A 21,835-nucleotide genomic window follows, 5' to 3' on the forward strand; every position below is an offset into this window, starting at 1 on the left:
TTAAGTAATTTCATTTTAGAGGTAAGTGTAATGAATATTGACATTGTTGTTGTCGGTGTCTACTTCGTCTTCATGATCGCTGTAGGTGTCATATTCAAGCGTCTAGCAGGTAGCTCCACCAGTGATTACTTTCGCGGGGGCGGCAAAATGCTGTGGTGGATGGTGGGCTCAACAGCCTTCATGACCCAGTTTAGTGCTTGGACATTCACTGGGGCAGCAGGTAAAGCCTTTACCGATGGCTTCCCTATTATGGTCATTTTCATGGCCAACGCATTTGGCTTTTTGCTGTCTTGGCTGTTTTTCTCCTACCGTTTCCGTCAAATGCGTGTTGTGACACCAGTAGAAGGGGTTCGTCGCCGCTTTGGTACGACAAATGAACAGGTATTTACATGGGCAACGATGCCAACCAGCATCGTTTACACCGGTATTTGGCTAAACGGTCTAGCGCTGTTTGTTAGTGCCGTGTTCAATGTCGACATCGAAACGACCATCGTCATCACCGGCCTGATTGTTCTATTTATTTCCGTGATCGGTGGTTCTTGGGGTGTGGTTGCGTCGGACTTTGTTCAAATGGTCGTGATCATGGCGGTGACGGTCGTGTGTGCGGTTGCAGCTCTCATCAAGATTGGAGGTCCAAGTAACTTAATTGAGCAGTTCCCAGCAGACTCTGTTATGGGGCCGAACATGAACTACCCGCTACTGTTCGTCGCTTGGTTCATCTTCATGTTTGTTAAGCAGCTTCAAAACATTAACAATATGCAAGATTCTTACAGGTTCTTGACTGCAAAGGACTCAACCAATGCGCGTAAAGCAGCGCTGCTTGCGTTTGCTCTTATGCTGATTGGTCCTGCTATTTGGTTTATGCCGCCATGGGTAACAGCAGTCCTTTACCCTGATGCAGCACTTGCACACGCTGACGCTCTTGGCGGTAAAGCCGCTGATGCCGTTTATCTCGTGTTCGTTGAGCGAGTTATGCCAGTGGGTATGGTTGGCTTACTTATGTCTGCTGTATTTGCCGCGACCATGTCTTCAATGGACTCAGGTCTAAACCGTAACGCAGGGGTATTTGTTCGTAACTTCTACAGCCCAATCATCAACAAGAATGCATCTGAGAAAAAACTGATGCGTGTAAGCCAAGGCGTCACTATGGTGTTTGGCGCGCTGATTATCGCAGTTGCTTTATTCATCAACTCACTCCGTGGATTGAGCCTATTTGATGCCATGATGTACGTAAGTACATTGCTACAAATGCCTATCCTAGTACCGCTTTTCTTTGGCATGTTCATTAAGAAGACGCCGGATTGGGCAGCTTGGGCTACGCTAGCTGTCGGTATGGTGGTCTCTTACATGGTGAGTTTTGTCATCACACCAGATGTTATCGCAAACCTTCTAGGTATCGAGGGCGGCTTCACTAGTCGTGAGGCATCAGACTTGATGGTAATGAATGGCATCATCGGCCACCTTGTATTCACTGGCGGTTTCTTCTGCCTAACCACTAAGTTCTACAAAGAGCCACAAGGCGAGCGTAAAACGGAACTCAACGAGTTTTGGACTGACGTTGCAACGCCTGTCATCGAGGAAGAAGGACAAGATGCAGTCGATCGCCAACAGCGCAGCATGCTTGGTAAGCTAATCTTGATCTTCGGTGTGCTGGTTACCACTATGGTACTGATACCAAATCCATTCTGGGGTCGCATGGCATTCTTGTTCTGTGGCGGCGTGGTACTGACCGTAGGTGCTTTGCTGCTAAAAAGCGCCAAGGAAACCAAAGTACTTAACCTGCAAACTCAGAGTTAACGTAGTGACAAGGGGCTGGCCACCAGCCCCTATTTTGCGTTTAGCAATCCACTAGTCACCACTACGTTTTAAAAAAGTATTTCGAGATCAAACCCATGAACCAATACATCCACGACGATTTTCTTTTAACCTCAGATTTGGCTCGCCGCTTGTTCCATGACTACGCCAAAGCTATGCCGATTATTGATTATCACAATCACCTAGATGCAAAACAGATATGGGAAAATCATCGTGCGGAGAACATCGCTGAATGCTGGCTGCATAGTGATCACTATTTATGGCGAGCGATGCGCAGCAATGGGATTGAAGAACATTACATAACAGGCGAAGCGTCCGATAAGGAAAAGTTCGAAAAGTGGTGTCAAACGGCTACTTATCTGCTCGGAAACCCGCTTTATCAGTGGTCTCACCTAGAGCTGGAGCGATTCTTCAACTGCTCACACCTATTAAACCCAGACAATTGCGATGCTATCTGGTCGCACTGTGAAGCCGAGCTTGCTACATCAAGACTCACGACCCAAAGTGTGTTGAAGCAGTGCAACGTCACCACCCTTTGCACGACAGACTCGCCGCTCTCCGATCTTGGCTATCACAAACTGATTGCCGAGTCCGATTTTGACGTTGAAGTACTCCCGACTTTCAGAGCAGACGACCTATTTGCCTTTGGCTCGCCAAGTGCTTTTCGCAGTATGATTGATAAACTGAGCACAATCACCGCTCTTCATATTGCCTCCATCAATGACTTCCTCAACGCGATTTCAAAGCGAATCGAAGCATTTCATACCGCAGGCTGCCGATTGTCCGATATTGGGCTCACTCAGGTAAATTTTGTTCCTTGCTCACACAAAGCAGCTCAACAACTGTTTGAGAAGCTGCTATCCGGGCAAGTCCTCAAAGATACCGAAACCACACAGCTTAGCTCTTATCTGTTCAACCAACTGGGTCAACACTATCACAACCGTGGCTGGGCAATGCAGCTCCACATTGGTGTGCTGGTGAATGTCAACGAGCGCAGAAAACAGGAGCTTGGCGGTGGTACTGGGTTTAGCGTGATGAATGATCGCCTCATTGCCGAAAATCTAACCCAGCTTCTCAGTCAATTAGACTTAACCAACCAGCTACCGAAGACAGTGCTCTACAGCATCAATCCGAATCACAATGCGTTACTCAGTTGTATTGCTGGCGCTTTTCAAGACAGTGACTCCGCCGCTGGAAAAATCCAATTTGGCGCGGCATGGTGGTTTAACGACCATAAAGACGGCATGGAAGCGCAGCTGACCACATTAAAGAACTTGGGCGCATTGGGTCGATTCATCGGTATGTTAACCGACTCTCGCAACGTATTTTCCATGAGTCGTCACGAGTATTTCCGCCGTGTACTCTGCAACCAACTCGCATCATGGGTTGAAAATGGCGAGCTTCCAAGTAGTGACGGTCTGCTCAAAGAAACCATCGAAAACATCTGTTATTACAACGCAGAGCGCTACTTTAATTTTCCTCAATCTAAACTCACAGGAGATGCTCAATGATCCAGTTTAGCGAACAACAAATTCAATCCATCAAACAGCACGCCTCTGAGCAAACCATCGCCCAACTTATCGACGACAATCGTGTTGTGCTTAATAGTGACACCTTGGTTCCGCCTGATGGCCGTGCGACTTGGAACCTCTATTACTTTTGCCCTGAACATGGCGTCCGCCTAACGTGGGATCGTGAAAAGCCCCTCTCGCACTGCTGCCCTGTTGACGGCAAAGAGTTCACAGGGGAACCTTATGACGGCGCTTGGTGGCGATGGCTAAATGGCCTGAATGCAAAAGCGTGCTACGATCTAGGCTTGCTGTGGAATCTAACCGGTGAGCAACGTTTCTTCGATAAGGTAAAAGACATCCTACTTCAATCCGCTAAATACTATCCGGATTACGAAGTCCATGGTGGTATCCCTTACAACGGCCCAGGTAAAGCCAATGCGCAAACCCTATGCGAGGCAAACTGTCACTTAGATCTTGCTCGCGGTTATGACTTTGTTCGTGAGCAACTGACGCCAGACGAGCAGTCGTATATCGAACAGCGCCTACTTCGCGAAGGGGCTGAGTTTTTGATGAAGTACCGAACTGATCAGCTCCACAACCATGAGATGAAAATCAACGCCACGATTGGTGTGATTGGGCTTATCTTGGAAGAAAGCCGCTACATCGATTTTGCTCTGAATACTGACTACGGTATCCACTATCAGCTAAACCACGGCTGTTCAGAAGAAGGAATGTGGTTTGAAGGCTCGATTCACTATCATTACTATGCCTTACAGGCGTTGTTGAACTTTGAAAAGATCGCCTACTCGACGCCTCATTCTGTAAGCTCTAACCCTAACTTTCTGAAGATGCTCAAGTTCCCACTTAACTTGGTGCTGAATACCGGTGACTTCCCGCGTCTTAATGACTGTATTGCTGGCCAAGAACGCATTACACATTCACATCTGTTTGAGTTTGCCTACGCGCAGTACCCTTGTGATGAGTTTGCGAGTGTTCTAACCAGCATCTATCAAAATATCTCTAGGGATAACATCGATGCACTACTTTACGGTGTGGATGAACTTCCAGATGGTGCACCACTGCAATGTCAATCTATCCACACAGCTCAGGCGGGCGTGACAATTCATTACGACCAAATCAATGATCATTCACTGCTTCTCAAGCACAGCCCATATGGTGGCGAACACGATCACTACGATCGATTAGGCTTGATCATTGTTCGCAATGGCAAAGAGATCCTGCCCGATCTCGGCACCACCGGATATGGCGCAGAGCTGCATTACGGCTATTACAAGAATACCGCCACGCATAACACCCTCGTTGTGAATCAACAGAACCAATCGCCAATCGACCCTACGTTGCTTCACTTCTCTGACTCACCTATTTGCAAAGTCATAGATACGCTTGCCGATTGGAACCAACCGCCAGCAGAAGTAGATAGTCACACTATCGAGCAGTGGGATAGCAAGGCCTATCAGAACATTATGTTCCGACGTGTCTTGTTCTGTGTTGGAGAAGCGTATGTAGAAGCAAACCTGATTGCCAACCCACATCAGCAACAGTTGGATTTGACCTACCACATTCGTGGTGAGCACACCGACACGGATGGCTTTAACAATTGCTCCAACCCGCTGCCGGGCGCACTGAACCGGATGACAAATACACGTCAGTTAAGTTCGGTTTCAGCACACTCCCATCGCTATGCCATTGAAGGACAAACACCATTTAACCAGAAGATGGTGTTCAGTTCGTCGTGCGATGTCTTGATTGGTGAAGCGCCAGATAACCCAGCAACATCAAACCTTGCATACACCTTGATTCGCTCCAATGCGACCGCATTAAACACCATGGTACTTCACGACCTATCGGAAAATGGAGAGCTTCTACTTGAGGACGTCTCTTGGAGCGACACCGAAATTACATTCAGTATCAACCAAAGTGGCAACAAAACCACAATCACCTACAACTTACATTCTCATTCTTTGCGAACTCGCAGTTGGCAGCCTGAAAGCGACAATTTAGCACTCAGCGAGTAATACTAAGGCCAGCTCTTTAACGAGAGCTGGCTTCATCCTAGAAAACCCGCTAACTATTTGTGACCAATACACAAAATCGCTACTCTGGTTTTTAATACATCTAAGCTGGAGCCATCAATGAAATACCCCAACCCTCTAACCAAAGGCAGTACCTTCGGTATCACCGCATTCTCATCCGGTATTTCACCCAAACACAATGCTCGTTTTGAATGCGTCACCAATCACCTCAAGTCGCAGGGCTTTAACATAGTGGTTGGAGACTGCTTATACGACCAAGGAAAACATGTCAGTGGCTCGGCAAAACAAAGAGCCGAAGAACTGATGTCGATGCTACTTGATGACAGCATTGATGCGATCTACCCACCTTGGGGCGGCGAGATTGCGATGGAGCTACTGCCGCTGATTGATTTTGAAAGACTCAAGCTGGCTCGCCCTAAATGGATTCTGGGATTTTCCGATGTCAGCACAATATCGGCGACCTTTGCTTGCAAACTTGGCTGGGCAACTGGGCATTGTTCAAACCTGATGGATCTCGCGCCCAATGCTATCGATCCTCTCACTTCAAGTACGCTTCAACATTTTGCAACGCCGAGTGGAGGCAATTTCACTCAAGAGGCGCTTGAGCACTATGCGAGTTGTTGGCCTGACTTCGTAAACGCTCCGGAATCTGGCCTTGAGCTAGACACAAAAACATGTTGGAAATGGCTGACAAAGCCTTCCCACGGGGACACTATTCAAGGGCGACTCATTGGCGGGTGCTGGGATACTCTCTCACATCTTTTTGGCACGGAGTACCTCGATCTTAAAGCGATGTCAGAACGCGAGCCTGAGGGTCTTATTCTTTACTTAGAGAATGCAGAAATGCCGCCAACGGAAGTGGCTAGAAGCATTCTAAGCATGGAATATCGCGGCGTCTTTGAATGCATTAACGGCTTACTTATCGGCCGTAGTGCAGCACCAGATGAAACCGATTCGAATCGCCTCAGCTATTACGAGTGTCTAAGACAATACCTCGGCGATCTCCCTATTCCAGTAATGATTGATCTCGATATTGGCCACAAGCCGCCTAACTTAACGCTAATCAATGGGGCACTGGCATCCGTATCGCTTAGCGCCAAGTCAGAGGAACACATTGGCTCAATTACCCAGACTTTAGCACCATAAAATAGCAAAAGAGCCTCACAAAGAGGCTCTAAACACGTTTAAGCGCTGTATTCTGGATAATCGATATACCCTTTCTCATCACCGCCATACAAGCTCAGCCTTGCATCGGCATCAAACTCAGCCAGTGGCCAGTTGTTTTTGAAACGCGCCACAAGATCTGGATTGGTCACATACGGTGTGCCAAATGCCACAAGGTCGGCGTAGTTCTTTTCAAGCAGAACCGTAGCACTCTCTTTCGTCAACTTGCCTGCAATCATAATTGGGTTCGGGTAAATGTCGCGCACCTCTTTACGGAAAGACTCTGGCGCTTCAACATAACGCGAGATATTTTCAGAGAAATGCACATAAGCAAGATTCATTGGAGCCAGCGCAACAAGTGCCTTTTTCACCACTTCGACAATCTCTGGATCTTCTTCGGCAAAGCCTTCCATGACGTGTGGCGAAACACGAATCGCGACTTTATCACCACCGATTTCATTCACCACCGTTTGCATCACTTCAACGAGTAAACGGATACGGTTTTCTTGAGAACCACCATATTGGTCAGTACGTTGGTTGCTAGAAAGTCGCATAAACTGATCAAGCAAGTAACCGTGCGCTGCATGGATTTCAATACCGTCGAAGCCCGCTTCAATCGCGTTTTTCGCGGCTTGCACATAATCGGCAATAGTTTGCTGAATATCTTGCTCAGTCATTGCACGAGGTTCGCCAGTTTCAATCATACCGAAGCCACCTTCTGGTAGCGGACCGAATACTTGGTCAGCTTCTTTAATCGCCGACGCAGACAAAACCTGTTCACCCGTGATGGATTCATGGCTACGACGACCTACGTGCCAAAGCTGAATGAATACTTTGCTGCCTTGGTCGTGGATCGCTTTCGTGACTTTTTTCCAACCATCGATGTGCGCTTGGGTATAGATACCCGGGGTCATCGAGTAACCACGACCAATGGCCGAGATCGGCGCACCTTCAGTGATGATAAGACCTGCATTCGCGCGCTGTGCGTAGTAAGTCGCCATCATGTCATTCGGCACATCACCCGGTTGAGTGGTGCGAGAACGGGTCATCGGTGCCATCGCGATGCGATTGCTTAGCTCAAGTTGGCCGTAGTTGAAATCAGAAAAGATCATGTCGTATGCCCTCAATATCGTAATGGGGACATTTTAACGGCGAGTGACCTCTAGATTGAGAGCAATAATCGCAAATGGCTTTTGTCAAAAATGCAAAAGCCACCAGAAAAAAGAAGGGAATAAAAACTACAGCGATAGTCTAGGCTGGATAAACTCAATAAACGCCGTAATGCGGCGCGCGACCGACGATGAGCGGTAGTAGACGGCGTTGACTTGCTCGCGCCCCGTCGTAGTGAGTTTTTCTGACTCAAAAAGTGGCACCAAGCGCCCTTCTTCAATATCTTGTTTGACCATAAAGCCCGACATACACGCAATTCCATTACCTGCTAAAGCAAGTTGGCGCACCGTCTCACCGTTACTCGATACCATACTTGGCTGAATCGTAGGGTTGCCCGGTAATGGCCATTGATTAAGTACCTTTGCACCGACAAAGCCGATTAAACTGTGAGTGCTCAGATCAGCAGTCGATTTAGGGTAGCCACGCTGTGCAAGGTAATCGGGTGACGCGACGAGATACAACAGGCTCTTTCCTAGCGGTTTAGCATGCAACGTTGAGTCAGTTAATTTACCAATACGAATCGCAACATCGGTGCGCTTCTCAAGCAAATCAACAAACCCTTCGTTGGAGGTGAGCTCAAGCTCAATATCTGGATAGTCTTTATTAAACTCAGCGATAAGTGGCACCAGTTGATGCAGTACAAATGGACTTGCAGCATCCACTCTCAATCGCCCTTTTGGCAGCTCACCTCTAGCCACAATCTCCTCTTCGGTCTGCTGAAGAATACGCAGTCCTTCACGGACACCCTCGACAAACTGACGACCTTCGTCGGTGAGTTCAATACGGCGAGTGGTACGGTTTAAAAGCGTCACCCCAAGTTGGGTCTCAAGCTTACTCACACTGCGAGACACCTTCGCAACTTGAATGTCGAGCACCTCTGCCGCAGCAGAAAAACCACCACTATCGACAACAGAGAGTAATATTTCCAGATCATCAGAACGAGTAAGCATGTTTATTTCATAAATTGCAAAAGTGATGCCTTAGAGTATATCAATTCGGCAATGATCGGCGAGAAAGATCACGGGCTAAAATCAACGCCAGTCCGAGAATTTGCAGAAACACTGCGATGTTTTTGTAATACGCCATGTCTTCTTCGACGCTTGCTAACGTTTCTGAGAGCTCCAAATTGTCTAGATAGAGCCCATCAATCAAATCCCTTTGCGTATCTTGCGCGCTATTAATCACAGCCATCAATTCAGGCAGGTGCTTACGATGAATCGGCGGAACTTGAGCGGTCACCCATTGAGATAGGTGCCCTCTCAACATATCCGAAATATCAGTATCAATATCATCACCATCAAGGTGCAGAAGCAATGCTTCGCGCTTTCTTTCCAGAGTTTCTACTTGGTTCCACGCGAGCTGCATCGAATATAGATTTGCCTCTTTACGCTCCTGTATTAAAGCAATATCGCTCGACATTTTGTCCAGCACTTGGCTTGAAAGCACAATCGCCATCACATTAAGGATAAGACCAATGGAGACCATCACCCAAGCTGGCGGCAGTAATGTTCGTGTCATCCTTATCTCCCTCCGTTTTTATTCAGTGTAGGCAACAATCGTGATTCGTCACACAACTGGCATAAAATCAATCAGGTACCTAACCTTATAACAGCGTAACCGCGATTTCACCGAGTGAGACCAACCGAGTGGCCATGTATCAAGTGTCTATGCATCAATTAAAAATGTACCAACTGACCCTATATCAACTACTGTTCATCATTGTTGCTTCTACCCCTTTCGCAGCTAGCGCAAGCTGGTTCAACGAGCACAATATTGATAAGTTTGACCGCATCGAAACCCACAGGGTGTGGGGGTTTGGTGATCTGGTTGAAGATAAATTTACCACTTACGGTATTCGCTGCGATGATCGTTCGAAGTTGCTCATCACCTTCGGCCTTGCTCAAGACTTGGATGAAGAAAACGCCAAAGTAGATTTGGTATTTAAAGTCGACAATAACAAACCGCTGGCTTTTGAAGGGCAACTGTTCTCAAACAGCAAAGAGTCTGGATTTGTGAGAGCCGACAAGCAAAACTTGGCGCTAATCAATCGACTGATATTACAAAGTAAGGAAGGCCGCACGGTGGATATCCGAGCCGCCAACAAAGACCAAAGTCAGTTTATTGAATACTCGGTATCGCTCACTGGGTTTACCCGATTTAGCCAAGCCACCAGAGATGCCTGTGGGGTTGGAACGATCAAGCTCGCCGTCACTCCAAATGACAAGGCTGAGCTTATTCGGCTCAAACAGCAACTTAAAGATATAGAAAAGAAAATTGCCGAGATTGAGGCTAAGTACTCGACTGGTTTTTAGCTTCTTATCATCCAGAAATGGACAGTAAGCATCGCTGCATTACCAAAGCTTATCAAAAGGAAGGTACACAAGGTTTGAGACAATAAGCCCCGCCATCGCAAAAATAGTGAATTGCATTCCCTTTAGCCAGCCTTTGAATCGTTTATTAAGTTAAGTCTATTGAGTGTAGACAAGAATCTCGGTATCTCCACAGACAACACCCTCCTCCTGAAACAAGACTCAAATAAAAAAACGCCGCGAAACTCAGGAGCAGCGGCGTTAAAGACAGGGGATTTAGTTATTTAAATGGAATAGTAACTTCGTTCGCTAGGCTGTATTTTGCAGATCTAATGGCGCCAATAAAGCATCCGATTCGACAAGCCATTGCCCAACGATGCGGTTGAACTCCTCAGGCTGTTCGGCCATCACCCAGTGATGAGTGGACAATCCCACCACTTTGTTGCCTTCAATGTCAGCCATTTTTCTCTGCCATGGACTTGAGTGAAACATACCTACTTTGTCTTTTCCGTAGATAAACAAGAAAGGTACCTGAATATCAAGCGGCTTCGTTCCCAGTTCGCGCTTCATGAACACACTACTCCAGCGCCAATGATAGGGATAATTCATACCAGAATGGATACGAGAGATTTCGCCAGGAGCGCCGAAAATTGTCGCCATTTTTCGCGTCATCCAATCGCCAACTTTTCCTCCTAGATTCCATGCCAGCATCAACCATAGCTGGTAACCCAGTAAAATTGCTTTAGCTTTCGCCGAGAGCACTAAGTCTTTTGAGCTCGCATCACCGATATCCACGCCAACAATACGATTCACCTTTTCAGGATGGCGCATCGCATATTGGTAGCCAAACACGCAGCCCCAGTCATGAAGCAACAAGGTCACCGGCTTGCCCTTTGAAATGGACTCTATGATGGTATCGAACAGAGTCAACATAGAGTCTAAGTCATGATATTGGCGTGGCTGCCCAAGCTCATAACCCGGCAGCGAAAATCTAACACAGCGATAGCGCGACTTAAGCTGCTCAACTTGGCTATCCCACAAACGATAGGTATCCGGCCAGCCATGAATCATCACTATGGTGTGCTCGCCATCGCCTTCAATATGAACATCAATGTCTTCAATAACCCGTCGTTGTTCCATTGTTACCTCCCACCTTACGTTAGGGTCAGTTATTGATTCCGTCTATAGTACAGCGACTTAATGAGACAGCATGGCTTTCTTCAGCGACTTATCCGTCGGTTTAGCACCTAGCCAAACCGCGAGCAGTGCTTGGCGAAACGCATCATCTTCGACCAATACGCGCAGCTCACCATTTTTATAACTATAAATGCCTTCACCGGGAACGCTCATTAAGGTGAACTGATCACCCTCCGTCACTTCATCAGCAAAGGTCAACTCAACAAACTTAGCAATACTGGCATCAATTGGCGCCGTGTTGCCGCCCGTCGCACTATCAAAACCTTCGTTGAGCGCATCGGCCAATTTTTCTTTGGTGATCATGCTAGAAGTAATGTTAAGACGGATTGCGGATGCCTGTTCGCCACCAATCAATGGCGCGGCCTCGGTCGCAGGTAAAGCGGTAAACAGTGAGCCAACATACAAGTCCATAAAGAACTTGCTGCGCACACCGGCACCATTCAAGGTGAGTTCTTGCTGCTGTGTGGTCAAGGTATCGGGCACGTCGATACCACTGATCGTTTTTGCTTGTGCAGTAACAGAGACAGCAGCGAGTAACGTCATTAGTAACGGTAATTTCATGGTTTCTCCTTATGACCCCTAAATTTAGGGGTCATGTATTGTCAATGAATGCTCAAACGTTAGAAGGCGTAGTTGTATTCAAGCCATACTTTGTCCGGAGCATCACTGTCAGAGAAGTTATGGTAGTTAAGACGTAGGTTTTGACGGTTGGTGATCTGGTAACCGAGCGTCAACTCGATTTGCTGAGGGCTCAGCTCTAAACCGCCCTCAGCGACAGGTTTATCCCAGCTCTTTCCGCCAAACTCATCGGTGTAAGTCCAAGCACCCAACACCCACCAAGAGTCATTGAACTTGTAACGGCCATAGACCTTAACCGAATAGATAGTCGACGCCCAATCAATACCGCTACTGCTAAGATTGTTGGCGGCGGCCATTGCGGGGTCATAGCTTGCGAGTTTACTGGTGTTGTCCTCCATAATGACGCCACCCGCCATCAATACCGGCCAGATAAACGCATTATCACCAATCGGTAGCGTCGCGACTGCGCCAGCTTGAATTACTGCGGTCTGACCGTAAAAAGGATGGTCTTTAACCACCGCATCCACCATATGTCCAAGGCCGTTAGTGGTATTCACCGAGCCATAGCGGAAACGATAGTTGCGGTTGGTGGTCTTATCGTTCATTTGAGGCACGACCATCCCACCCATGACTTTAGTGCCTGAGAATTTTGGATCGCCGCCCTTTTCATCAAACACATCGTTGAACTCTAGGATGAAACCGGATTTACGGTCTGAGTCGGGCTCAGACAGCATGTACATCGCTTTTAGGTTCATCCCTTCGTTACCGTAGCCTACGCCTAACGCGGTATAGGCTTCAGTTGGGCTCGACATGTCAATTTGTTGCTCAGCTTCCTCGTTAGCAAGAGCAGCACCAGAACAAACAAGGGCGATTGAGGTCATTGGAATTAGGTAAGATTTCATAATTTGGCTCCACTACAATAATGAGACATATAACTGTTTTTATTACAAATTTATTAGTATTAAGAGAGAACTGACGCCATGCGCTGTTCGCGCGTTTTTCTAAAGAACAACCAGGCATAGATGCCGTTTGCCACAAAGCTCGCCAATCCCGCTAATAACATGAGCTCATCGTTGCGCGGCAGCACCACCACGTTGCTTTCGTACATAAATGGACAACTGAAGTAATACATAAAGGAACCCGCCAGCGTGAAGGCGCGCGCCTGCAGCCAAGTACCTTTCTTGATAAACAGTGATGGCAGAGTTGCCGCCACCAGAACCATGGCCTGCGCTGTGGCACTGCCAGGGAAGTTGAGGTAAACAAACACAATGTTCCAGATGTCGTAAGCGATGATCCAGAACGTGGTCATTGCAGGCCACACCATGTCTCTTTGTTTCGATTTGTCTGCTTGGATCTGTGCCCAGCCCGCCAAAGTGATAATGGAGAGCAAGCCACCGGTCGCATTAAGAATGTTGGCCATGTTGCCCATGGTGAAGTCTTGCAGCACCGCTTCTGAAATATTCAGCGCCAAGAACGCAGCAGCGCCAAAACGTGCCCACTTTTTATCGCCAATAGGGGTAAATCGGATAAGGGTAAACAGCGCAGCGGCACCGACTACCGAGTAAAGCTTGACCCACTTGAACCAGTACGTGACACCGTAGCTGCTGAACAGTGGAATAAGAGCAATCGGTAGCACGAACCAAAGTAGGTAGTTCGCCCATTTCACATGACGGCAAAGCTCATTGAGTGCAATCAAGCCAACTAGGACAAACAACACATGCAGATAAGCACGGGTTTGATACAGTTTATGGAAGTTGCAATGACTGCCATCCTTGGTAAAGCGCATCTGATCGCGATCGGTATACGCAAAAGTCGCGTTATCAAAGTCAGTGATATCATCGCCAGCATTGCTACGGATCACAACTTGACCCTCTTCGATGTACCAGTTTTGAACTTCAGTCTTGTTAAAACCACCAGACTGTCTAAGCACTTTGACTTTACCGTCCGCCAGGAAATCAAGGCGATAAAACAGACTGCCCTCGCCAGGGTCGCCATCAAACGTCCCTTGCCAAGTTTCACCAATAAGTTGTTGTTCGTTATAGCCTTGATCGGCAGCTGCAAGCGGAGACATAAACGCCGCGCACAGTGTTACCAACAACGCCAAAATCTGTGCTGTTAATCTTTTCATACCATCACCTGTGTCAGGTTTTGAAGTGGTGGCCTAATGACGTCGTCATCAACTAGGCCACCGGGGGAGAGCCTTTAAGCTATTTGCCTATTTGGCTAGCGCTACTTTGTCGGGTGCTTCGTCATACTCATTGACGCAGTCCGTTTTCAGCGGAGGCTGGTTGTCGCCATACGGTGGTTCTTTCTGCTCGCGCTGCTTTTTGAAGTACCAGATGACAAATGGAATGTGCATCGCAAGGTTGATAGCGCCCCACCAATAGAGCACGCTCTCGTTACGCCATGCGCTGGAGTCCATGACCGGGGTGAACACATCGTGGATAGCACGCACGAAAATGTGGAACGCTAGCGTGTAAACACGTGCAATGATGTAGAGCTCTGGACGTTTTTTGATGACCGGGTAGAGCTCGGCAGCAATCAAAATACAGAACGAACTCGCGAAGAAGCCGGTGTTTTCGCCATACACAAACGCTAGGTTCCATGTGGTGTATAGGAAGTTCCAAGCCGCCGTGGAATAGAACAGCAAGTCATTCGGCTTGTCTTTAGAAATAAGCCAGTACTGACGCACGCCGTTCTTGTAGCGCGGGAACGGAATGGTGATACATAAGATCACGCCACAAATGAAGTTGAAGTAGTTGCCCGTAACTAGATCTTTGAGTGTCGCTTCGGCAATGTTCAGAAATAACACACCGTACAACACTTTCAGTACCCAGTCGCCGCGGAAGAAACGCAATATCGCGTTCGGGTTTTCTCGGTAGTACCAAGCTAGTCGAGCAAGACCGACGACCAAAGCTGTCGGAATCAGTACGCTCACGGTTTTCGCCCAGCGGAACCAGCCATCCAACTGATCAGCCCACAACGGCGCGGTAAATAAAGTTGCGATCCAAATAAAGGCGGTCAACCGGGGAGTCCGGCGCATGCCCTCGATGAGTAGTAACAAAAACACTATGTAAGAAGACATAGATGCCACGTATTGCCAGGTTGGTATGTCCATGATACCTCCACGTTAAATTATTGGTTTTAATCAAAATTCAGCTAACACACACGAAATGTTCTTTTTATTTTTCAAAATCTTATAATAGAGCAAATACTCTATGTTTGAGTAATTACTCTAATTTTATTTTACTCAACGTGTTGGGATCCTTTTCACGTTTTCAAAATTGGAAGATAAGATTGGTGGCGATTTTTTAAACTAATCACACATTTTAGGTATGGTTTTTAGAATCCTATGAGGGCGATCACAGAATGTGCGAGGTGGGTACTTTGGGAGCATAAGATCCAAAAAACGAGCACTAAGCTCGCTTTAAAAATCAAAGTCCAATTTCTATTGCAGCTGCTCTACATACTGCTGAGCAACCATAATCTTCATTGATTAAACTATGTGTATTGGCTAATGATATCCTGCAAATCTTCTACTGAGTAAGCAACATGGTCAGGCTTGGTATCCCATAGTTTTGGTTCACTGCGGCTGTATGCCGCTGCCACAGAAATAACCCTAGCGCCATCACCAATAGCTTCTTGTATGTTGCGAGCAAACTTTGTATCCGCCTCATGGTCACCAATATACAAACAAATGGGTTATCCAAGTGACCCAAGATTGACTCGATGCATTTAATACCGCCAAATTGATGAGGCTTTTGTTTGTCATTTGATACATCGTCGTATCCGACAATCGCCTTAAATGGTGCATCAATACCATTATTAATCAGCATGCGACGAATATTGTTCTGTGAGTTCTGAGAGCAAATACCATGCGGCCGCGCTGAAAACGCTTCGACGATATTTTTAATACCTTTAAACAGAGTCACTTCTGTTTCGTTTTTTTCCTGATGCTCTGCCCACATACTGCCGGCTAAGATCATTTCGTCGTGAGTCAGCCCATAGTAATCGACATACAACTCCTGCCAATTTTTTGCTCCATGATTGGCTTCATGGTAAGCCTCTTCATCACGTAGGTATTTTGGCAAACCGACCAAGTAGAGATCGATGGCTGTTGGATAAAGCAAGACTAGGAAAAAACTGCAAACGATAAATCTGGACATGAGAACCTCATAAATTGGTTCTCAGAATACTAATGACTCGACAGACCACTAGCGAGTGAGAAATAGGACAACAGTAATGTCCGCTGACGACATAGCATCTCCCTCATGCGATTTGGCATTCCTGATATTTATGCAAAACCTTGTATAATTTGAGTTAAATTCGGAATCGATAAAAACTAATAAAGATGATGCTCTATTTCTGTAATAGAACATAGTGTGCGCAATTTTTATATGTGACCAATATTCAACTCGAACGGTAATACAATGAATGTATCACCATACGTTGTACTTGTTTAGTGCCGAAGCCGCGCAAATCCACAATGATGGTTACTTTGCTGGCAATGACTCTGATGATCCAGATAAGAATGGCTTGAAGGCAGCGGCTCAGGAATTTGAAGCAACTTATAAGTTTGATCTTGGTGAAGATTGGTATTGGGCGCCGGGTTTGGTGATGGTAACGGCTCCGAACTGGACGGAATACCGACCTTACTTAAAGCTTGGTACCACATTTGACAATGGCGTGTCTCTAACGGGTAGTTACCGCTACAACTGGTCAAACGATACGAATGGCAAAAACTACCTTGATGGTTCTGGCACCACTCGTGGAGCCTCTAACCAGTTTGATCTTTGGATCTCGAAAAACTTTGGAGATGTAGGTCTGATGTACAACCCTCGTTACCGTTATCAAGATGGCGTGGATCAAGGCACTGGTCGAGATGATTACTGGGAGCACACGATCATGGTTAACTACAAGTTGAATGAAACTTGGATGCCATACATAGAGCTTGTTTCTGTAGATGAAACCTATGTGGATGAACAAGGTAACCGTGAGAACGATTACGCAGTGCGCTTAGGTTTTGTGATGAACCTGTAGTAACGAAAGAAATCAGAAAAAGCGGTCATTGACCGCTTTTTCTGATCAAAATAAGAGCAGAGGTGAACTAAAAACCGAGCAGCACTTTGCCGATTTTATCAACAATATTAAGGATATGGATTTGCGACTCTCGACTATAGAGAGATATACCATCCACTTGCTCTTCCAATGGGACATTCAGGTGGCTAGATTGCGCTAAAGTAGAACCTTTCCGACTTATCCCCATCACCTTCAAACCTTTTCTTTTGGCGTTGTGCGCCATTTCTACGACGGCTTGTGTTTCCCCGGATTTACTGATTAACAACACCGTCCCGAGTTCAGCTCTCGTTAACTGGTGAATATCAGTGATCACCAAGTGAGGAACATTAGCCAGAGAGAGGAAGCGCGACAAATAGTTCACACTCACAATCGATGCGCCGCGAGAGTATAGATACACTACGGGAGAGCCACTCAGTGTCTTTGCCACTTGTGAAATGACACTTTGCTCGCACTTTTCACCCTCTAGGTTCTGTGCCTGTTCTTTTAACTCATTTGCCAACTTATATCGCAATTCTGTGTAGCTGGCATATCCCATTTTTTTACAAACTCGATTGACCGAAGTTGTCGTAGTAAGTGCCTTGTTGGCTATGGTCTTTGCCGAGATCTCATGTAACTGACTGGCGTGCCCAATCAGATACTCGTAAATAACGCGCTCTATGCCTCGAAAAGTATTCATCGCTTTTGACTATTATTGAGGAAACTGTCGGTATTACGCTTGAAAATGGCCGCGTTGTCTTTGCGTCGGATCACAGATGTATCGTGATACGTGAGTTGTATGAGGAAACAATATCTGATCCGAATCGAGGCTCATATACTGTCCACAGTAAGAAATAACAAGGTAGATACCCATGAGTAAAAAGAAGCTGGTTGCAGTAACTGCCTGCCCTACAGGCATTGCACATACCTTTATGGCAGCTAAAAAAATCAAAAGCTGGGCTGACAAGCATGGCTACGAAGTCAAAGTAGAAACCCAAGGCAGCGATGGTGTGAAAAACCGTCTAACTGCTCATGATATCGCAACCGCTGACGGCGTCGTGCTAGCCGTTGACGTACCGATCATGGACATGGAACGTTTTGACAATGCCAATCCTTTAAAAGTAAGAACTCAAGAGCTAATCAAACATGTAGATGCTTTGTTGCCATCGGTTTTTCAACGTGGCAAAGAAAAGTCGGCGACATTGAGTGAATTACCACTCGAAGAAAAACGCTCGGCGTATCAAGTTGCGATCGGCCATATCATGACGGGCATCAGTTACATGCTCCCAGTGGTGGTTTTAGGCGGCCTTTTAATGGCGGTAGCGAAGATCACAGGTGAGTTCATTGATATCTCTGACACACCGATTCAAACCCTAGATAAGTTGGGCTTCATGACCATAAAGTTCATGTACCCAATCTTTGCAGCATACCTTGCCTATTCTATCGCTGGTAAACCCGCTTTGATTCCGGCCTTTATTGGCGGTGTAATGAGCGATGAAGTATACAAACGCTTTTTCGACCTAGAGGGTTGGGCGCCTTCTGGTTTCTTCGGAGCCATCGCGATAGGTTTTCTTGTCGGTTACCTTGTCCGTTTTTTAAACGATACTATCAAGGTGAAACCAGATTTCACGACATTGAAAACCATGCTTGTCGTACCCGCGATTACTGGAGTGGTGATGGTGCTAACGATGGAGTATCTAATTAATCCATTCTTTGGCGCTTTGAACATAGCAATGATCAACCTGTTTACCGAAGCGGGTGATGCTGGTCGTGGTATTTACTCGATGGTAATTGCTGCTGGTACTGCATTTGACTTAGGTGGGCCTATTAATAAAGCTGCAGGTTCAGTGGCACTGGGTCTTAATGGCATGGGTGAAGGGTTTGACTTGCTCGCTCGTGAATTAGGCATCGTTATCCCGCCTATCGGTGTTGGCCTGGCAGCTTTGCTCGATGGCAAATTCCGCCCACGCGTGTTCTCTTCTGAAGAGCAGACTGTCGGTAAAACCTCTTTAATGCTGGGCTTAATTGGCATTTCAGAGGGGGCAATTCCATTCATCCTTAAGAATCCGAAGATGATTCCTATCATGATCTTGGGTTCGATTATCGGAACGCAACTAGGTGTATTGCTTAACGTATTCCAAAGCTTGCCATTACCAGCTGTATGGGGATGGTTCCTATCGTCCGACCCTGTGAGCTATACCATTTCCGTTCTTGCAGGTTCGATGTTTATTGCTGTTGCTCTACTGCTTTGCACTAAACCTGAGCCTACTCAAGCTTAACCATTTTCAACGGAGGAAGATGCGTCTTCCTCCAATAAAATTCAGACCAAGATTTAGAGACAACGCCAATGGCTAAAGTACACGTAATTCCTCACACTCACTGGGACCGTGAGTGGTATTTCACCCAACAGGATAGTGATGTACTCGCGACTTACAATTTTACAAAAGTGATTGAAACGCTCGAAAACACCGAGACTTACACCTGTTACCACTTAGATGGCCAGTCCTCTATTGTGGAAGACTATCTTAAAGTCCTACCTTACATGCAGGAGCGCATGGCTAAATTGGTTTCAGGGAAAAAACTATTTATTGGACCTTGGTACACACAAACAGATACCTACAACGTCGCCGTAGAGTCGATCATCCGTAACTTGAAATACGGTATGCATATCGCTGAGGGGCTTGGCCACTGTATGAAGGTGGGGTATTTACCAGATACCTTCGGTCATAACGCGCAAATGCCAACCATTTTTAAAGGCATGGGTATAGATAACATTATCTTCTGGCGCGGCATTGATTATGACCAGCAAGTTGAAAAATCACACTTCTTCTGGCGTTCTATGGGGGGAGATGAGATCTACGCTTACAACCTAGTTCACGGTTATGGCGCAGCAAAGAATATCAACGCAACACCTGATCATCTAGATAAGAAAATCTTCCCGATGGTAGAGAAGATCAAATCACTCTCAGGTTTAGATGAAGTGTTGATTCCATCGGGTGGTGACCAAGTTAATATCGACCCTGAGTTACCGAAAACCTTACAAGCCGCGACTGAGCGATCAGGTAAAGATGTCTACGTGATTTCGTCAATGGAAGCATTTGTTGATGTATTACGTGAGAATGGTCACACGTTTGAGACATACCAAGGTGAGTTCAAATTGCCACGTTACACACGCATTCATAAAACCATTGGTTCAGTGCGTTATGACATCAAAAAACTCAACTTTGAAATAGAACAGTTCTTATTGAAGAAACTTGAAGTAGTGGTTGCTATCGCTAAGGCGCAAGGTATTACTGTACACACTGAGTTAATCGATATTGCTTGGAAAAAAATCCTTGAGTGTCATGCCCATGACAGCATGGGTGGATGTAATAGCGATGCCACAAACGCCGATATCATGCATCGCCTCAAACAAGCGGAAGAGATTTGTCACGGCCTTTACAACCTTGTTATTAAAGAGATTGCCAGCGCATGTAACGACGATGAGTTGATGCTATTCAACGGTCAAATGACACCTTATAACGGGATGGTTAAGGCGGTTGTATTTAGTGCGAGTGAGAATATTGCGGTTCTGGAATCGGGTCTACCCCTGCCTATTGAAGTTCTTAATAAAGAAACGTTAAGTGGCGGTAAGATCATTGAAGTAACGAAAGACGGCGAGAAAGAGGTCGACGTACCACCATACTACCGATTTGAGCTGAATGTGCTTGTTTCAGAATTACCTGCAATGGGTTATCGCGTATTTGAAGTTCAAGCGTGTAAGCAAGCTAATATGGAGCAAGTGAACAGCGAGCAGACGGTAATTGAAAACCAAGCGTTACGAGTTTCTCTAGAGCAAGGTCAACTGCACTTAGAAGACAAACTCAATGGTCGCGTTATCGAACAATTGCTGACGTTTGAAGAGCAAGCCGACGATGGCGACTCCTACGACTTCTCACCACTGGAAGGTGATACACCAAACTACAGCACTTCGCTTGAGTGGTTGTCATGTACCGTTGGTGAAACGCAACAAAGCTTATCTGTTCGAGCAACATTAGTGGTGCCACAAGATCTGACGGCACGCCAAAGTGGTCAGCAAAATAGACAAGCGGTATTCGACATCACGATGAGTCTGGTTAGTGGTGAGTCCCAGCTTCTGTTTGATATCAACACCTTGAACAACACTTGCGACCACCGTGTTCGCGTTTTGATTAACTCAGATCTTCAGACTGATACTTCAATTAGTACTCAACCTTTCGCACTGATGGAGCGTCCTGTTGCCCCTGACCTAGCGCAATGGCGCGAAAAGTACCGAGAGTGTCCTGTCGATATTGAAACCACAGATGGTTCTGTCGCGATTGCGGAATCGGAGCGATCTCTGATTTTAACGGGTCGTGGCCTTAAAGAGTTTCAGATATTGAAAGGCTCAGAGAGCGATAAGATCGCACTGACTTTGTTTAAGTCGACCGGACGACTTGGTAAGGATGACTTGTTATGGCGTCCAGGGCGTGCATCTGGCATCAACAACACAGTGGTATATACACCCGATGCTCAACTGCAAAAAGCGATGAGCTTTAGCTTTGCTCTGGCTCTGTGTGATAACGCACAGCACAAGACCATTCGTCAGTTAGAGCGCCGGTATTTAGACCAACCTTTTGGGTACCAAAAACAATCGCTGAACAGCTTTGAAAATCGTCTTGAACGCTTCCAAGTTCGCTTTGAGCCGAGACAGCATTCATCTTCATTCAGTCTGTTCTCATTACCGCAAGCGCTGGAACTATCTAGCTTAGGACACGCCTTCTACCGCGATAATGCGATCATTCTACGCGTGTTCAACCCAACTGGGAGCCCAATCGAGCTTGACCTTGATTCGCTAAAGCACTTTGCTGACGTTGAATTGGTGAACTATCGAGAGCAGCCACTCGATGGCGCTTACATTGTGCGCCCTAACAACAGCTTAGATGTGCGTTTAACGCTTGGTCACAAAGAGAAGTAGGAGAGA

The 21,835-nt window shown here is 46.5% G+C and carries 18 protein-coding genes and 1 pseudogene; 8 read left to right on the forward strand and 11 right to left on the reverse strand.

Annotation, left to right across the window (positions count from 1 at the left end; genetic code table 11):
• The first annotated feature begins 30 nt into the window (after positions 1-30).
• The 4 genes from L4C42_RS10030 (at position 31) to L4C42_RS10045 (ending at position 6,526) form a co-directional block, all read left to right on the forward strand.
• Positions 31-1,797 carry a sodium:solute symporter family protein gene (locus L4C42_RS10030; protein WP_353499964.1) on the forward strand — a complete coding sequence of 589 codons (1,767 nt, stop codon included), beginning with the start codon at positions 31-33 and terminating at the stop codon, positions 1,795-1,797.
• A 95-nt stretch (positions 1,798-1,892) separates the two neighbouring features.
• Entirely contained in the window at positions 1,893-3,326 is a 1,434-nt protein-coding gene (gene uxaC / locus L4C42_RS10035; protein WP_353499965.1) for a glucuronate isomerase, read from the forward strand.
• Positions 3,323-5,362, forward strand: a complete 2,040-nt coding sequence (locus L4C42_RS10040; protein ID WP_418642726.1) for a heparinase II/III domain-containing protein — start codon at positions 3,323-3,325, stop codon at positions 5,360-5,362. The genes uxaC and L4C42_RS10040 overlap by 4 nt, the downstream gene beginning before the upstream one ends.
• Positions 5,363-5,479: 117 nt before the next feature.
• Positions 5,480-6,526 carry a S66 family peptidase gene (locus L4C42_RS10045; RefSeq protein WP_353499967.1) on the forward strand — a complete coding sequence of 349 codons (1,047 nt, stop codon included), beginning with the start codon at positions 5,480-5,482 and terminating at the stop codon, positions 6,524-6,526.
• 38 nt (positions 6,527-6,564) lie between these two features.
• On the opposite strand, the gene L4C42_RS10050 is transcribed toward L4C42_RS10045, so the two are convergent.
• The 3 genes from L4C42_RS10050 to L4C42_RS10060 form a co-directional block, all read right to left on the reverse strand.
• Positions 6,565-7,656 (reverse strand): alkene reductase, encoded by a 1,092-nt coding sequence (locus L4C42_RS10050; RefSeq protein WP_429760347.1) that lies wholly within the window; start codon positions 7,654-7,656, stop codon positions 6,565-6,567.
• A 126-nt stretch (positions 7,657-7,782) separates the two neighbouring features.
• The gene (locus tag L4C42_RS10055) at positions 7,783-8,664 is read right to left on the reverse strand and encodes a LysR family transcriptional regulator (RefSeq protein WP_429760349.1); all 882 of its coding nucleotides are present in this window, start codon (positions 8,662-8,664) and stop codon (positions 7,783-7,785) included.
• A 40-nt stretch (positions 8,665-8,704) separates the two neighbouring features.
• Complete coding sequence (locus tag L4C42_RS10060; RefSeq protein ID WP_429760351.1) at positions 8,705-9,232, reverse strand: DNA mismatch repair protein; 528 nt, start codon at positions 9,230-9,232, stop codon at positions 8,705-8,707.
• A gap of 149 nt (positions 9,233-9,381) precedes the next feature.
• Between L4C42_RS10060 and L4C42_RS10065 the strand changes: the two genes are divergently transcribed.
• A complete protein-coding gene (locus L4C42_RS10065) occupies positions 9,382-10,026 on the forward strand; it encodes a hypothetical protein (protein ID WP_429760353.1) in 645 nt (214 codons plus the stop codon).
• Positions 10,027-10,332: 306 nt separating this feature from the next.
• Here L4C42_RS10065 and L4C42_RS10070 read toward each other — a convergent pair whose 3' ends face one another.
• The 7 genes and pseudogenes from L4C42_RS10070 to L4C42_RS10100 all read right to left on the reverse strand — a co-directional run.
• Positions 10,333-11,163: an alpha/beta fold hydrolase gene (locus L4C42_RS10070; protein WP_429760355.1), complete on the reverse strand. Its 831-nt coding sequence runs from the start codon at positions 11,161-11,163 to the stop codon at positions 10,333-10,335.
• Positions 11,164-11,220: 57 nt separating this feature from the next.
• Positions 11,221-11,781, reverse strand: coding sequence for a chalcone isomerase family protein (locus L4C42_RS10075; protein ID WP_429760357.1), 561 nt, complete (start codon positions 11,779-11,781; stop codon positions 11,221-11,223).
• A gap of 59 nt (positions 11,782-11,840) precedes the next feature.
• Positions 11,841-12,701 carry a hypothetical protein gene (locus L4C42_RS10080; protein ID WP_353499974.1) on the reverse strand — a complete coding sequence of 287 codons (861 nt, stop codon included), beginning with the start codon at positions 12,699-12,701 and terminating at the stop codon, positions 11,841-11,843.
• 59 nt (positions 12,702-12,760) lie between these two features.
• A complete protein-coding gene (locus L4C42_RS10085) occupies positions 12,761-13,927 on the reverse strand; it encodes a DUF5692 family protein (protein WP_429760359.1) in 1,167 nt (388 codons plus the stop codon).
• 87 nt (positions 13,928-14,014) lie between these two features.
• A complete protein-coding gene (locus tag L4C42_RS10090) occupies positions 14,015-14,917 on the reverse strand; it encodes a hypothetical protein (protein ID WP_042500209.1) in 903 nt (300 codons plus the stop codon).
• A gap of 418 nt (positions 14,918-15,335) precedes the next feature.
• Complete coding sequence (locus L4C42_RS10095) at positions 15,336-15,785, reverse strand: HAD family hydrolase (RefSeq protein WP_429760423.1); 450 nt, start codon at positions 15,783-15,785, stop codon at positions 15,336-15,338.
• A gap of 51 nt (positions 15,786-15,836) precedes the next feature.
• A pseudogene (locus tag L4C42_RS10100) lies at positions 15,837-15,965 on the reverse strand (multidrug transporter subunit MdtL); the annotation flags it as partial.
• A 268-nt stretch (positions 15,966-16,233) separates the two neighbouring features.
• On the opposite strand from L4C42_RS10100, the gene L4C42_RS10105 reads away from it, so the two are divergent.
• On the forward strand, positions 16,234-16,839 hold the full coding sequence (locus L4C42_RS10105; protein ID WP_429760361.1) for an oligogalacturonate-specific porin KdgM family protein: 606 nt from the start codon (positions 16,234-16,236) through the stop codon (positions 16,837-16,839).
• A 67-nt stretch (positions 16,840-16,906) separates the two neighbouring features.
• Here the strand turns inward: L4C42_RS10105 and L4C42_RS10110 are convergent, their stop codons facing one another.
• Positions 16,907-17,554, reverse strand: a complete 648-nt coding sequence (locus L4C42_RS10110) for a MurR/RpiR family transcriptional regulator (RefSeq protein WP_353499977.1) — start codon at positions 17,552-17,554, stop codon at positions 16,907-16,909.
• Positions 17,555-17,726: 172 nt separating this feature from the next.
• Here L4C42_RS10110 and L4C42_RS10115 point away from each other — a divergent pair, with 172 nt between their 5' ends.
• Both L4C42_RS10115 and L4C42_RS10120 read left to right on the forward strand, forming a co-directional pair.
• Complete coding sequence (locus L4C42_RS10115; protein ID WP_353499978.1) at positions 17,727-19,133, forward strand: PTS fructose transporter subunit IIC; 1,407 nt, start codon at positions 17,727-17,729, stop codon at positions 19,131-19,133.
• Between the two features lie 68 nt (positions 19,134-19,201).
• Complete coding sequence (locus L4C42_RS10120) at positions 19,202-21,829, forward strand: glycoside hydrolase family 38 N-terminal domain-containing protein (protein ID WP_353499979.1); 2,628 nt, start codon at positions 19,202-19,204, stop codon at positions 21,827-21,829.
• Positions 21,830-21,835: the final 6 nt, after the last annotated feature.

This window comes from Vibrio wakamikoensis (genome assembly GCF_050337275.1).
GTDB classification, from domain to species: Bacteria; Pseudomonadota; Gammaproteobacteria; order Enterobacterales; family Vibrionaceae; genus Vibrio; species Vibrio chaetopteri.

What these genes read in the sequence shown, in the direction of transcription:
- L4C42_RS10030 (WP_353499964.1), top strand. Translation starts at nt 31, where the DNA reads ATGAATATTGACATTGTTGTTGTCGGTGTCTACTTCGTCTTCATGATC.
- uxaC (WP_353499965.1), top strand. Translation starts at nt 1,893, where the DNA reads ATGAACCAATACATCCACGACGATTTTCTTTTAACCTCAGATTTGGCT.
- L4C42_RS10040 (WP_418642726.1), top strand. Translation starts at nt 3,323, where the DNA reads ATGATCCAGTTTAGCGAACAACAAATTCAATCCATCAAACAGCACGCC.
- L4C42_RS10045 (WP_353499967.1), top strand. Translation starts at nt 5,480, where the DNA reads ATGAAATACCCCAACCCTCTAACCAAAGGCAGTACCTTCGGTATCACC.
- L4C42_RS10050 (WP_429760347.1), bottom strand. Translation starts at nt 7,656, where the DNA reads ATGATCTTTTCTGATTTCAACTACGGCCAACTTGAGCTAAGCAATCGC.
- L4C42_RS10055 (WP_429760349.1), bottom strand. Translation starts at nt 8,664, where the DNA reads ATGCTTACTCGTTCTGATGATCTGGAAATATTACTCTCTGTTGTCGAT.
- L4C42_RS10060 (WP_429760351.1), bottom strand. Translation starts at nt 9,232, where the DNA reads ATGACACGAACATTACTGCCGCCAGCTTGGGTGATGGTCTCCATTGGT.
- L4C42_RS10065 (WP_429760353.1), top strand. Translation starts at nt 9,382, where the DNA reads ATGCATCAATTAAAAATGTACCAACTGACCCTATATCAACTACTGTTC.
- L4C42_RS10070 (WP_429760355.1), bottom strand. Translation starts at nt 11,163, where the DNA reads ATGGAACAACGACGGGTTATTGAAGACATTGATGTTCATATTGAAGGC.
- L4C42_RS10075 (WP_429760357.1), bottom strand. Translation starts at nt 11,781, where the DNA reads ATGAAATTACCGTTACTAATGACGTTACTCGCTGCTGTCTCTGTTACT.
- L4C42_RS10080 (WP_353499974.1), bottom strand. Translation starts at nt 12,701, where the DNA reads ATGAAATCTTACCTAATTCCAATGACCTCAATCGCCCTTGTTTGTTCT.
- L4C42_RS10085 (WP_429760359.1), bottom strand. Translation starts at nt 13,927, where the DNA reads ATGAAAAGATTAACAGCACAGATTTTGGCGTTGTTGGTAACACTGTGC.
- L4C42_RS10090 (WP_042500209.1), bottom strand. Translation starts at nt 14,917, where the DNA reads ATGGACATACCAACCTGGCAATACGTGGCATCTATGTCTTCTTACATA.
- L4C42_RS10095 (WP_429760423.1), bottom strand. Translation starts at nt 15,785, where the DNA reads ATGATCTTAGCCGGCAGTATGTGGGCAGAGCATCAGGAAAAAAACGAA.
- L4C42_RS10105 (WP_429760361.1), top strand. Translation starts at nt 16,234, where the DNA reads ATGTATCACCATACGTTGTACTTGTTTAGTGCCGAAGCCGCGCAAATC.
- L4C42_RS10110 (WP_353499977.1), bottom strand. Translation starts at nt 17,554, where the DNA reads ATGAATACTTTTCGAGGCATAGAGCGCGTTATTTACGAGTATCTGATT.
- L4C42_RS10115 (WP_353499978.1), top strand. Translation starts at nt 17,727, where the DNA reads ATGAGTAAAAAGAAGCTGGTTGCAGTAACTGCCTGCCCTACAGGCATT.
- L4C42_RS10120 (WP_353499979.1), top strand. Translation starts at nt 19,202, where the DNA reads ATGGCTAAAGTACACGTAATTCCTCACACTCACTGGGACCGTGAGTGG.